Origin of the sequence: Paenibacillus sp. Lou8.1 (assembly GCF_024213565.1) — a bacterium.
In the GTDB taxonomy this organism is placed as follows: domain Bacteria; phylum Bacillota; class Bacilli; order Paenibacillales; family Paenibacillaceae; genus Paenibacillus; species Paenibacillus polymyxa_B.
Genome location: NZ_JANAVN010000018.1, coordinates 117,244 through 129,844, shown reverse-complemented (window position 1 = coordinate 129,844; position 12,601 = coordinate 117,244). Strand labels below are relative to the sequence as shown.

Sequence of the window (12,601 nt, the reverse complement as noted above, 5' to 3'; positions counted from 1 at the left end):
TATATAACATTAACGCGGTGTCGTCTTAAATAAAATGAACATAAAAAAAGCTGTCGAGACTTTCTCGACAGCCTGAAAGCCCGTTATGCGACGGGCTTTGTTTAACAAAAAAAATATATTCACAAATTTTCTTCTAAAATTTTAGGATTAGTTAAATACGACCGTTTTGTTCTCATGAACCAGAATACGATCCTCTGCATGCCACTTCACGGCTCTTGCCAAAACGACCCGCTCTATGGTGCGACCGATCCGCTTTAGCTCATTTACATCATCTCCGTGACTTACCCGCTGCACGTCCTGCTCAATGATCGGGCCGCCGTCCAATTCTTCAGTTACATAATGCGCAGTAGCACCAATAATTTTCACACCGCGATTATAGGCTTGGGCATATGGCTTCCCACCCACGAATGCGGGCAGAAAGGAATGATGGATATTGATAATCCGGTTGCGATAATGCTCAATAAACTTGGGCGAAATAATCTGCATGTAACGGGCCAAAATGATAACGTCAATGTCTTCGCCAATGACCTCTAGTTGACGACGCTCCGCCTCCGGTTTAGTATGGGCTGTTACCGGAATATGGTGATACGGGATGCCAAATGATTCCACATACTCCTTCATATCCGGATGATTACTAACCACCAATGAAATATCCGCGTCCAGATCTCCTGCCTGCCATTGCCACAGCAGTTCTACCAAACAGTGATCTTCTTTGGAAACGAAAATAGCCAGTTTTTTCTTGCGGCTGACCGCAGAAATCGTCCACTCCATACGGAATTGCTCGGCAACAGCGGCAAAATCCTGCTCCAACTGTGGCTGGGTTGCACTCAAATTCGGCAGATCAAATTCAATCCGCATAAAAAACATACCGCCGGACGGGTCCATTGTATATTGGTCAGATTGAACGATATTGGCCCCATGCTCATACAAAAAACGGGACACGGCCGCTACAATACCTGGTCCGTCTGGACAAGATACAAGCATACGCGCGCGGTTTTCATGGGCTGATAGAGTGCTATTTGGCTGATGTTTTACGTGAATTTCCATGTGGCTATTAATCCCCCTTAGCTTATACCGTCACTGGCAAATGACTGCCGGCAAACCAGGCAATCAACCGTTGATTAATGTGTTCTTCGCTCAAATCTGGAAATAGTGCTGCTTCCGTTATCATGTCATACAGACGCTCCAACGGCTCACGTGGATCGGCTTTTCTTGCTTTGGCATCATTTTTCAGCAGAGTCCAGGTGTCCAGCACAAATTTACGGACATCCACATCCTGTTTTTTGAAAAACGAATGCAATTGCTCTACCTGACCCAAAAACTCATCCCCAAAGCGCTCCTTTACATTTCCGCGAAGCAGGGCAATTTCAACCTCATACATCGGACGCTGAGTTTTGGCTTCCTTCCCAATCCATGGCGTCTCCAAAATAAACGGACGTCCTTGAAGTGCTTCATGATGCACCACATTATGAATCGTCTGATAGCCAATCCAGCCTGATCCGATCGGAGTATGTCGGTCTTTATGAGCGCCAACTGGATTCTTACTGTCATTAATGTGAACAACTGCGATGCGATTCAAGCCGACAATGCGGTCGAATTGCTCTAATACACCGTCCAGATCATTTACGATATCATAACCCGCATCGTGAATGTGACAGGTGTCCATACAAACTGTAAGACGCTCGTTATGCTCTACTTTATCTATAATGGAGGCAATCTCCTCAAAGCTACGACCCATTTCCGTTCCTTTGCCTGCCATCGTTTCAAGCGCAATGTTAACATCTGTCTCCTTCACACCGTTTAGTACCTCGTTCAAACCATCAGCAATACGCCCAATTCCGTATTCTGCATCCTTATCGGTAAAAGCGCCTGGATGTAGCACGATATTTTTCACACCAATCGCGTGTGTGCGTCGAATTTCCTCCTGAAGAAAGCTGACCGCAAGCTCATAGGTATTTTCTTTGTAAGAGCCAAGGTTGATGATATACGGGGCATGCACCACGATATCTTCCATTCCCTTCTCAGCCATTAACTGCTTGCCTTCCTCCAAATACATGGACTCCATTGGCTTACGGCGCGTGTTTTGCGGTGCTCCCGTGTATATCATAAAGGAGCTGGACCCGTAAGAAGACGCTTCTTTTGTAGCGCTGAGCAGACCCTTGTCCGAGAAGGACACATGAGAACCAATTTTCAGCATGATTCTGATTCATCCCCTTATCCTGTTATGCTTGTCTTATTTTAATTTAATCATTTTAACGTGATTATTGAAATCAAACAACATAGCTTTTATGGCAGCTTTCTTAAATGACTCTATTAAGGGAACACGTAGATAAAGTACACATCCGAATATATATTAGTCAAACAAGGGTAAATAAAATCATGAATTGACATCCTTAACCGTATAAAGGTACATTCATATGAAGTTTTTTTCTCGAAAAGGGTTATATTCTATAACAGATGTATTTTTTTGTGAATCGGAAGGAGAGCTGGCTCCATGAACATCATCGTATGTGGAGGAACTGGATTGGTGGGGAGTGCACTGGTCAAAAGCTTGCTAGACGACGGATACACCGTGAAAGTCGTTACCCGCAAGCCACTGGTAGGACACGAAGCGAGCCCCCGTTTGCAATATATGAGTTGGAACGAATTAAAACAAAAGCCTGAAGTACTGGAAGGCACCGATGCGGTCGTTAATTTAGCAGGCGAAACGCTGAATCAGCGCTGGACGGATAAGTCCAAACAAAGAATTCTTCAATCACGACTGCTATCTGTTGCCCGGTTGGCTCAAGCATTGAATGCTCTACAAAAAAAGCCGAAAGTTATCATTCAGGCTTCGGCTGTTGCCGCCTATGGTACTTCCCTGACCGAAACATTCGATGAAACGAGCCCTCGCTGTTCGGAAGATTTTCTGTCTCAGGTGGTAGAGCAATGGGAGGAAGCCGCCAATGCCTACCCTTCTGATTCCCGTTTAATCAAGTTACGCATTAGCCTTGTGCTGGACAGAAAAAAAGGGGCATTCCCCCTCATGAAGATGCCTTATAGCTTCGGATTCGGCGGCAAAATAGGCAGTGGTCATCAATGGATGAGCTGGATTCATATTGAAGATATCGTTCGTCTGATCACGTACTGCATCCATACGACGGAAATCGTCGGGGCAGTGAATGCTTCATCACCACATCCCTTGACGAACGACCAGTTTGGGAGGACAGTAGCTACGGTATATCACCGTCCGCACTGGTTTCCCGTCCCCAGCATTCTCGTTTCAAAGCTAGTTGGTGAGATGAGCACGCTTGTATTGGATGGTCAAAAGGTACTACCGCGCAAAGCGCTGGAGCACGGATTTAAGTTTAACTATCCTTCACTTAAGGACGCTCTTGAGGAACTCCATTCTTCCCAAAAACAGCATTGAATCTAAAAAGAGGAACTCCAGGCTGGTAGGTAGTGTCACTGCCAGCTTAGAGTTCTTTTTTAGAGCGTAATCTATTTTCATTTTAGCCTATCCCAGTAGACTCCCTTTAATCCAAACTATCACTACCCTATAAAAACAACTGCTTCCTTACGTTGAAACGCGCTAGGCAGTTTTTCTATGAGTGTTATTACTCGTTCAACGAGTTTATTTTTGTGATCCTCCTCTAAATTTCTTTCTGCCCAATTCTGAAGTTGTCGAAGCTCAGATAAAATAATAGGTAGGTCTTCCTCCTCAACATCAACTCCTGTTGAAAATAAATCTATCCATTGTAATCCTAGAGATTCGATAGCTGGTTGCCAACATTCATTAAAAAATGATTCTGACGCAAGGGGAAGAAAAAAACTTTTTTCAAACTCATTTTGTGGTTCGAGTATCATAACGCTAACTGACATTTATTTTCCGCCTCCAAACTGAACGCTAAATTTATAATCTGGAAACTCCTTTTGAAGCTGATTTAGGCTGTTCTCGGCAGCTTTCCTCAATTCAGGTGTATCACCATCTAATCTGAATACAAATTCCCGAATATCTTTAATACTATCGAGATGGGGAATATAACATGAACTATTTTTTGTTGCTCTTGTAGTAAATGCATTATTTTCTAGTTCATTGATTCGATTTCGAGTCTTTTTTAATAATTGTTTATCCGTAAATTCTTGGGGCGTTTGAGCTGGTAAACCTGTCTTAGGATTTACTTTATCTAATCCTTTTGCAGATTTATCTTCGTAGAATATTTTCTTTTTCAAATCAATTTCATCGAATTCTCCTATAGATTCACCTTTTTTATTGACAATCTCCACTTCTTTTGGATTTTTACCTCCACCTTCGCCATATGCCACAATTCTGCTGGGCTTTTCCCTATTCCGCTAGCACTTTTAACTGCTGTTGTACCTCCATGTGCTGCTAAAGCTGCTGAGCCAATCAATCCAGGTACTCCGATTATACTACCAACTCCCGTAGATGAAACAGCAACTGATAATCCTTCTTCATCTATTCCAGCTATTACCTCACCAACCATACTGCTCTTGAATCTGCGTGCAACAGTCCATCCTTGCTCGGTCAGAACTACAGGGCACACTCTGCGGTTGGACGGGCGACTTGCCTCGCCACCACTTCCTTGGCCTCCAGGCTGTTGATCAGTTAGGTTACGATTGGAGGGTTAGGCTGATATACCGGCTGATCTCCGACACTTTGGGTTCTTCTTTCTTGATATGTACCATACGTTATATACATGGCATTAATATCAGCCCACTCGCTTGGTGAGCGAGGAAGCCTTCAGCAGTTGGCGGAGCGAATTTGGTTTAAGGCGGGTTCCCTGCAAAAATACGCTGAGATGACATGATTAAGTCTGGAAAATTTCACAAATGAAGCGAGATTATGGACCGGACGGGCAGATTACAACAAAAAGAGAAGCATACCCGCCCCTCTTTATATAAAGCATCTATTCTGCTTAAGGTTAACGATACAAAAAGTCAAATCTTGAAAAAAAAGAAAAAGTATCAATGATTGAATTAAACGGGGGAATTGCTTGTTTGGCATTCTCAGGAACCCTTTATGTTTTCTTTAAAACTGCTGCGAAGAACTCGCTATCACTTACGTGATCTCCACCATTAACATCTGCATACACCTTTTCGAGCGTAAATCCAGCATCATTCACTTCTTTTTCAAAACTCTCAATGCTAAAATGTTGGTTCCAATAATTATAATTTACGATCTCACCATCCCCAAAAATCAGAACAATTTTCTCTAGCGAGACTTGATCAGGGTATTTCATTGAAGCGTGTAGCATTAAATGTTTTCGGTCCGAGAATGGACTATCTTTTCTTGCAAGACCCCACATTAAGTTTTGCGGAAATTTCTCATAACTCACATCTGACAGAACGTCTAACAGAACTAATCCTCCAGGTTTTAAACCACGGTGGATGTTACCAAGTATTTTCCTTCTATCCTCTGGGCTAAAGACACTATAAATTTGATAAATCAGCAGCGCTAGATCAAATTCATTGTCAATATTAATGTCGGTAATATCTTCAATTCTGTAATTTATTTCTAGACCATTTTTTTCGGCCTCATTGATGGCATAGTCGATTGATGTTTTGTTGAAATCTACACCAATAACATCATAGCCTTTAAAAGCTAATTTTTGGGAGTACAGCCCAGGACCACAGCCTAAATCAATAACTTTACGATAGTTCTCTACCGAAGCAATTTTGCTAATGAACTCAACGGTCTCAAGAATAAAATCGCTACCCTTGCTTCCTCCAGGTATACTCTCATCAAAATGTCCTTTAAGAACAAGATCAGCCCGATCTGAATCAAGCCAGATTTCTTGTGTCCCTTTCTCAAATGGCTCAGGGTTTTGCGCTATTTCTAATAACTTTTCCATCCTCATCACCCTTAAATGTATTATTAATCATTTATGTGTACACAGGAATTAACGGTTGCTTAGCTGGGGGCAGCTAAGCAACCGTTGCACATTGTTTTACATCAACCAAGAATACTTAGCACCCCCAAATACTGATGGATGAATTTCCCACGGTAGTAAGAGTCGTGGTTATTGTTGTTATTGTTGCTTCCATTGCTTGGCCTTTACCGTCTACGTCATGTGCTAATTTTTGCAGTTCCAGTACTTCGTTCATTCTTTTCACCTCCCTTCTTAATTAAAAATATTATTTAGCAAATATGACTACTAATGGTGGAGTAGAAAATAATTGTTGACCCTACACTTGTTGTTGTAAAATTGCTTCCACTGCTTAACCTTTACCATCTGCGGCATGTGCTAATTTTTGCAATTCGAGTACGGCATTCACACCTTTCACCTCCTTTTCTTGTTCAAGATCATTCATTTGGCAATCATTTTTATGAAGAGCCCACTGATGTAACCTTGGACTTTGTTCTGGTCAGAAACTCATCTGAATTCACAAGTGGCAGCCAGTAAAGTGGGTTTTCTTTGACGATCGCCATTAGTGCTAATATAATTCCTGAACTACCTGTATAAATGTCATCAGCCAATCTATAAGAAAACTGCCCTGGGTATACATAGCATCCATTCTTCTCAATTAAGAATATATTAAGTAAATTTAGTATTTCGCCAATCATTTTGTTGCGTTGCTCAACGCAATTAACCATGGATGGGAGCAACAAAAGGCTACCTGCTCCATCGAATAAGCTTCCACTGATGGTGCAACGTGTCTTTGATAATTGTAAAATTGCATCCATTTCTTCTCTATACAGATTTTGTCCACTCACATGATTTAAGAACCAAATCGAAATTGCAATTCCAATAGATCCGCCTGAAAGGTATGGTAAAAGTCGATTTCTATTATCCAATGTTTGCAATACGCCCGTCATATCATCTTTTTGGGTTCTCTCCAGATCTTCCCGTATCAATGATTCTGCCTGATTCAAATACTTCTTATCATGGGTAATTGAATAAAGTGCTGAGTAGAATAGAGACACACCAGATAATCCATCAATTGCACCTATTTCTACGGCCATCCAGTCATTAGCTTTTAACGATTCAGCCTTGACTCTATTAACTTCAATTAACTCTTCTATTACTCTAGCGAATTGCAAATGTTCACTATCCCCAGTTTCAAGGTATAAGCTAATAATGAATAATCCTATTCCCGAAAGACCGGAGCGTAAAGAAATATTCGATTCATGAATATTGTCTCTGAGAAGTTTCAATTCATATAAGACAGTTTCCTTATAGCCTTTATCATAAAGCAAAGCCCAGGTTCCTGTTTTTCCAGTAAATAACCCATTACCTTCAATATGTGATACATTCTCTAGCAAATAATTTTCTATCCAATTATCTACCTCTACAATGCTGGCGTTATTTTTATTCAGAGTAAAGGCTGCACCGCTTCCTCCAGTTAAGAAGTTATATTTCCCATCTTTCATCTCAAATTGCCGGATGTCACCGTTAATGAGCCTTTCATCACTTGTTAAACTATTTTGAACACCTTTTATCAACTTACTCACTATAGAGTCTACGTTAAAGTCATTTGTTCGATCATTCAGATTAATTTCCCCGGGGCTGTACTTCTGATAATCATTGATTCTCTTATTAGATTTGTCCTCCATATCTATAATGAAATTATAAAATGAAGCTTCATAATTTTCTTTAATCCAATTGAGATGGTTGTATTGAAGATATCCCTCTAAATCTTCTGAAGACAAGACAGGAAGCGCTAAATACCTGACAAGCCTTTGAAATCCAAACCAGTCTCTTGCACCGCTAACCTTCATCTCTTGCGAAACAAATCCAATTGTAGCCATACTCATTTTTTCTTCAGAATGCACAGGCGTAGCTGTTTCAAAATCAATGATACTAACGGCCAGCTCCTCGGTTACCATTATATTCGCTGGTTGCAAGTCACCCATAGCTACACCATTACTATGCATTTCGTCTATTAAGGTGAAGACCTGCAACAATATCTTCTTAACGTTATTCGCATGATTATTAAGGTTATCCCCATCTCTAAAGTAAGGAAATGTTTGTGCAAGCCATTTCCTTAAGTCTTGTCCTTCAATGAATTCCTCTACCAAAAAATAATGCTCCCATTCCTTAAAATACTCAATTAAATTCACAACACCAGCTACATCTTTAAGCTTGGTCAAAGCATCATACTCTTTTTTTTGTCTTGTTAAAGCATCTTGATCCACTCCATCTAATCCAGCATTTGGTCTAGCTTCCTTGATAATCACTTTCAAATTATCCTTTTTTCTAGTTGCGAGATATACTCCACCAGCGTTACTATAGCTGAGTGCCATTTCAATCTTATACCTCTCTAAATTTTTTTCTTCTTCAGTTTCCGAATCTCCAGAAATATTAATGGAATTAAGATAATCGTCGAAATCCTTTACAAAGTCAGGAACCTGGTAAAAAGGATTCCTTTGATCCTCGATTAAATTACCTTGCTCATCCCTGATACAATGTTGACCTTGCTCATTGACTATACGTTTAAACCCTCCATACCTATAGAACACATTGCTAGTTTTCCATCTCTTATCACTAAGAATATAAGGTCCTTTCTTAAACTCTTGAGTAGCTAAGGAAAGCATTTCTAACAATTCAACGAACACTTCGTTGCTCGTAGGATATATTGTTATAAACTTACCGGAAGAAGCGCGATTCGCGTTTTTCGAATTCATCTCAATGAAACTCCGTCTGTCCTTTAGATGCTTGAACTCAATCTTGTTTTCTATGCATATCCGTGCAACCTTATTCAGAACACTTTGTACATCTTCCATTAATGTTGTTATATGAATTTTCCAACCTTGCTCTGGAAGAGTTGACCCCTTGAAGTGGTAATACGTCCATACAGAATCATTTTCTGCGATAACTGTATATGTATCAGGAACTTCATTTAGCTCATACGTATTCGCATTCTCACTAATCTCTACCTTTCCGTAATATTCCGAATTTGGTTTCATGTATCTATGATATAACATATTCCCTTCCATCAAGCACTCCTCCATTCAGATTCTTCAAAGATAGGAATAACTAGAATTCTTTATTGCGATAAATGAACAGTGTCACATAAATAGGGAGAAATATACACAAAATTACAATTATTACATATATAATTGGAACATATACATACGAATCCACATTTGAATTTAGCAGCTATAATTGTTCTGTCAAATAGCTCACTACTCCCTGCAAAACATAAAAGGCAAAAGCTTCTCCCATCCCACTTCCAATTGTATCAGACTTCTCCGGACCGAAAACGTAAATGAGTGGATGAATCAACGCACCACCAAATAAAACGATGAATATCCCTAAAGAGATAATTCTAAGTATGCTGTTGCTATGATAAATGAACCCTACTATTGATCCGGTCGGCACATTGAAGGTAACGTCTTTTAGAACAACTTTGTCTTCAAATGATTTTTTAATTTTTAATTTCCAACAGATTTGACATCACTTCACTCCTATAATAAGTATTTAAAGCCCTTACCAAGAAGAAGTTTGTTCTAATCCTAACACTTTGCGTAACAAGAAGTATGATTTGAAGTTGTTGCAGTATTTTTTTCACATAACATCGAAGATAAACTGAAACTCAAGAAATGATGAAGAACAGAGGGTGCTTCTTGTTGTAAAAGAAGTGGATGTGGTATTCATGGTAGAGGATTTATCGTTAGTGAAAACCAAAATTATGGAATTTCTTATTCTTAATTCATATTATACAATAGATTATATTTTATTTCAACATTTACCATTAGTTTTTTTTGACTTATAATTGAAATACAAAAGAACAGTTAATGAAATTTATTCCTCTTTTACAATTAGTAGCGTTCTTGATTCATCTGAAAAGTGTAAGTGCAAGACATCTGTAAGATCTTCTTCAGTTAGATTTTCAAGTGTGGGCAAGACCTCGAATAAATCCATCTCGTTAAAACGATACCTTGTAAATTGGTTAGCGATAAATTGGGGTGAGTTAATTGCACTCAAGAAACTGCCCAGTTCCTTCTTAATTACTCGCTGAGCATCTTCTTTTTGTATTCCTTCCTTTTTGAGTCTAAAGATAGTCTCATTTATGAATGATGCTATAATTTCCGGTTCCCGGCTATCTCCGCCGATAAGCGAATAGCCAAAACCGTTCTCATTTGTGTAATCAAAAGTAAACGGCTTATCCAAGTAACCGTCAGCGTACATTTTTTCGTATACTTCGGAGCTGCTGCCAAACATTAACTCAAGTAAAACTTTTAAAGATAGCTCATATTTAAGCAATTTCTGACCTTGCCTTCCGGGATCACGTTCTTTATGTCCAATAAAAACTTTAGGCGTTTGAACTGGTAGCCTCATAACACATGACTTCCTGTTCACTTCAGCTCCTTCATCAGGGAATATGCGGAGAATGTTTTCAGGTTCCCAAAAGTTTTTTTTCTGCTGATTATTTTGAATGAGATTCATTATTTTTTCAGGTATCACAGGTCCAATCACAAAAAATAACATATTATTGGGATGATAGAACGTATTATAGCAAGAATATAAATCCTCTTTAGTAATTTGATTAATCGAAGCTATTGTACCGGCTATATCAATTTTCACTGGGTGACTTTTGTACATATTTCTTAGAATTCCAAATCGGGCGCGCCAGTCCGGATTATCTTCATACATTCTGATTTCCTGTTCAATGATCCCTTTCTCCTTCTCAACCGTTTCATCTGTAAAATATGGTTCCTGTACAAAGTCCAGCAACGATTCCAGATTTCTATTGATATTAGAAGTTGCCGACAATGTGTAGGCTGTACGGGTAAAACCTGTGAATGCATTGACAAAAGCTCCTTGTTTTGCAAAAGTATGATAGACATCGCCCTGTTCACTTTCAAACATTTTATGTTCTAGGAAGTGCGCTGTTCCGTCCGGAACTTGAGTGAAATCGCTTTTTCCTTGAACTGAAAAGCTGTTATCTACTGAACCGTATTTTGTTGTGAATGTCGCAACCGTTTTATGAAAGCCTTTCTTGGGAAGCACGAAAACTTCAAGACCGTTGGCGAGTCGATCATAATGTATGGTCTCTCCTAATTTGTTATAGATAATTGACTTCATTGTAGTTCCTCTTTTCTGTTTAAGAAATAAATGGTATCAAGCTCCCACTTATTGACCGCTTGAATAACATCGTTTTTCGACACCTTACTCAGTCTTTTAATCCGGTTTCCTATCGTATTAGACATTCCATGATCAACCGCTTGAATAGCCATCTCCATAATTCCCAAAGGGGTATCATGTGCTTCCAGCAGTAGGCTAATCAACAGCGCTTTCGCTTTTTCCAGTTCGCCCTCAGTAAAGTCACCTTGTTTCATTGCATACTCTTGTTCTCTTATTATTTCAACTGCATGTTCATAATTTTTAAAATCAATTCCAGCCATAGTTATTAGCAAGCCTTTAGAGCTTTCAATTTGCGAATGTACAAAGTAAGCAATACTTTCCTTTTCACGTATATTAAGGAATAATTTAGAAGAAGGAAATCTGCCAAAGATTGCATTTGCCACCCTTGTCGCTTCATAATCCTCGTCTTGTATTGTCGAAAAAGTGCGGTATCCCAAAAGAAGCTTTCCTTGCTTTACATCCATTTTATCTTGAACAATCTTAACGCCGCCCGCACCTTTTCTGTTTGAAGAAATCGCCACTATAGGTTTGTTGTTATGTTGTTCAGAAAAAATATGCTGTGCCATCAATTTGGCTTCATTCGCATTAAATGCGCCAACAATGAATAAATCAAAGCGACTATTTTGAAGTAGTTCTTCATACACTTGATAAATAAATGAAGCATTAAGTGCAGCGATGTCTTCCTCTCTCCCGGATGCAGGAAACTCATACGTTTCGCCTCTAAACATCTCTTCTATCAAACGTACATTAGCATACAAAATCTTCTCATCATACATTGAAACAAGTCGTTGCCTTAAAGAGCGTTTCTCTTGTTCCACAATTGAGGAATTAAACACTCCATTCACAAGCGTTGGACTATAAACAATCTCGTGCAATAAATCAAGAGATGATTCTAGTAAAGAGTTAGATAAAGTCAGAAATTGATCGGCAGCGATTTCCATTCTAAATGTAATAATTTGATCGTCGCCCTTTTTCTGTACATCCGGGAAAAGAGTTGCTCCATACATTTCATCAAGCTTTCGTTGTATGCGTTTACGGTTGGGGTACTTTGTTGACCCGCCAGTCAGAATGTGGGGAACTAATGCTCTTGCAGTCGTTAAATCCTTTTGAAGAGGCGCTTTCATCGTTAATATTAAACTGATTGTCTTAAATTTATCTGTATTGCACAGGTGAAGCTGCAACCCGTTGTGTTCACTGGAACTTAGGTGAATGTCTTCCATCTCCTATCTCCCTCATTCTAAATCAGAAATGTTATTCACAAATACAATTCCTTCATAATCATCATAAATAATAACATAAATGTACATGAGAATGTGAAAAGTGCGTCTCTTCAACAGAAGGCATATTCCAGCTCCTTTAGCTTCAATTCCTGTAGTAGGTGCAGCGGAAGCACCCAATGGAGCAATTGATGTAAGAGCTAAGACACCTGTTAAGATAATTGATGTGTTTTCAGTTTCTTCATGGTATACGCACACATACTTTTCTATTTTATGTGCTACCTTATAACCATA

At 39.4% G+C, this 12,601-nt stretch carries 12 protein-coding genes and 1 pseudogene; 1 reads left to right on the top strand and 12 read right to left on the bottom strand.

Features of this window, described 5'->3' with window-relative positions; genetic code table 11:
- Positions 1-147: 147 nt before the first annotated feature.
- Together purU and NLX78_RS23085 are read right to left on the bottom strand one after the other, a co-directional pair.
- Positions 148-1,047, bottom strand: coding sequence for a formyltetrahydrofolate deformylase (gene purU / locus NLX78_RS23090; protein WP_254351630.1), 900 nt, complete (start codon positions 1,045-1,047; stop codon positions 148-150).
- A gap of 22 nt (positions 1,048-1,069) precedes the next feature.
- Complete coding sequence (locus tag NLX78_RS23085; RefSeq protein ID WP_235307806.1) at positions 1,070-2,197, bottom strand: deoxyribonuclease IV; 1,128 nt, start codon at positions 2,195-2,197, stop codon at positions 1,070-1,072.
- 297 nt (positions 2,198-2,494) lie between these two features.
- On the opposite strand from NLX78_RS23085, the gene NLX78_RS23080 reads away from it, so the two are divergent.
- Complete coding sequence (locus NLX78_RS23080) at positions 2,495-3,409, top strand: TIGR01777 family oxidoreductase (protein ID WP_254351629.1); 915 nt, start codon at positions 2,495-2,497, stop codon at positions 3,407-3,409.
- 122 nt (positions 3,410-3,531) lie between these two features.
- Here the strand turns inward: NLX78_RS23080 and NLX78_RS23075 are convergent, their stop codons facing one another.
- The 10 genes and pseudogenes from NLX78_RS23075 to yfmF all read right to left on the bottom strand — a co-directional run bounded on the left by NLX78_RS23075 (position 3,532) and on the right by yfmF (position 12,310).
- Positions 3,532-3,861 (bottom strand): hypothetical protein, encoded by a 330-nt coding sequence (locus NLX78_RS23075; RefSeq protein ID WP_254351628.1) that lies wholly within the window; start codon positions 3,859-3,861, stop codon positions 3,532-3,534.
- Positions 3,862-4,305: a hypothetical protein gene (locus NLX78_RS23070; RefSeq protein WP_483311691.1), complete on the bottom strand. Its 444-nt coding sequence runs from the start codon at positions 4,303-4,305 to the stop codon at positions 3,862-3,864.
- Entirely contained in the window at positions 4,233-4,544 is a 312-nt protein-coding gene (locus tag NLX78_RS26930; protein WP_483311690.1) for a hypothetical protein, read from the bottom strand. Before NLX78_RS26930 ends, NLX78_RS23070 begins: the two co-directional genes overlap by 73 nt.
- A gap of 474 nt (positions 4,545-5,018) precedes the next feature.
- Entirely contained in the window at positions 5,019-5,852 is an 834-nt protein-coding gene (locus tag NLX78_RS23065; protein ID WP_254351627.1) for a class I SAM-dependent methyltransferase, read from the bottom strand.
- Positions 5,853-5,967: 115 nt separating this feature from the next.
- On the bottom strand, positions 5,968-6,105 hold the full coding sequence (locus NLX78_RS23060) for a class III lanthipeptide (RefSeq protein ID WP_175405252.1): 138 nt from the start codon (positions 6,103-6,105) through the stop codon (positions 5,968-5,970).
- Between the two features lie 114 nt (positions 6,106-6,219).
- Positions 6,220-6,312: a class III lanthipeptide gene (locus NLX78_RS26810; protein WP_367988632.1), complete on the bottom strand. Its 93-nt coding sequence runs from the start codon at positions 6,310-6,312 to the stop codon at positions 6,220-6,222.
- 13 nt (positions 6,313-6,325) lie between these two features.
- The gene (gene lanKC, locus NLX78_RS23055) at positions 6,326-8,908 is read right to left on the bottom strand and encodes a class III lanthionine synthetase LanKC (RefSeq protein ID WP_254351626.1); all 2,583 of its coding nucleotides are present in this window, start codon (positions 8,906-8,908) and stop codon (positions 6,326-6,328) included.
- Positions 8,909-9,293: 385 nt separating this feature from the next.
- Positions 9,294-9,399, bottom strand: a pseudogene (locus tag NLX78_RS23050) (ABC transporter ATP-binding protein); the annotation flags it as partial.
- Positions 9,400-9,746: 347 nt separating this feature from the next.
- Positions 9,747-11,030 carry an EF-P 5-aminopentanol modification-associated protein YfmH gene (gene yfmH / locus NLX78_RS23045; RefSeq protein WP_254351625.1) on the bottom strand — a complete coding sequence of 428 codons (1,284 nt, stop codon included), beginning with the start codon at positions 11,028-11,030 and terminating at the stop codon, positions 9,747-9,749.
- Positions 11,027-12,310 (bottom strand): EF-P 5-aminopentanol modification-associated protein YfmF, encoded by a 1,284-nt coding sequence (gene yfmF / locus NLX78_RS23040; protein WP_254351624.1) that lies wholly within the window; start codon positions 12,308-12,310, stop codon positions 11,027-11,029. Before yfmF ends, yfmH begins: the two co-directional genes overlap by 4 nt.
- Between the last annotated feature and the right edge of the window lie 291 nt (positions 12,311-12,601).

What these genes read in the sequence shown, in the direction of transcription:
- NLX78_RS23075 (WP_254351628.1), bottom strand. Translation starts at nt 3,861, where the DNA reads ATGTCAGTTAGCGTTATGATACTCGAACCACAAAATGAGTTTGAAAAA.
- NLX78_RS23060 (WP_175405252.1), bottom strand. Translation starts at nt 6,105, where the DNA reads ATGAACGAAGTACTGGAACTGCAAAAATTAGCACATGACGTAGACGGT.
- yfmF (WP_254351624.1), bottom strand. Translation starts at nt 12,310, where the DNA reads ATGGAAGACATTCACCTAAGTTCCAGTGAACACAACGGGTTGCAGCTT.
- NLX78_RS26810 (WP_367988632.1), bottom strand. Translation starts at nt 6,312, where the DNA reads ATGAATGATCTTGAACAAGAAAAGGAGGTGAAAGGTGTGAATGCCGTA.
- NLX78_RS23065 (WP_254351627.1), bottom strand. Translation starts at nt 5,852, where the DNA reads ATGGAAAAGTTATTAGAAATAGCGCAAAACCCTGAGCCATTTGAGAAA.
- yfmH (WP_254351625.1), bottom strand. Translation starts at nt 11,030, where the DNA reads ATGAAGTCAATTATCTATAACAAATTAGGAGAGACCATACATTATGAT.
- lanKC (WP_254351626.1), bottom strand. Translation starts at nt 8,908, where the DNA reads ATGAAACCAAATTCGGAATATTACGGAAAGGTAGAGATTAGTGAGAAT.
- purU (WP_254351630.1), bottom strand. Translation starts at nt 1,047, where the DNA reads ATGGAAATTCACGTAAAACATCAGCCAAATAGCACTCTATCAGCCCAT.
- NLX78_RS23085 (WP_235307806.1), bottom strand. Translation starts at nt 2,197, where the DNA reads ATGCTGAAAATTGGTTCTCATGTGTCCTTCTCGGACAAGGGTCTGCTC.
- NLX78_RS23080 (WP_254351629.1), top strand. Translation starts at nt 2,495, where the DNA reads ATGAACATCATCGTATGTGGAGGAACTGGATTGGTGGGGAGTGCACTG.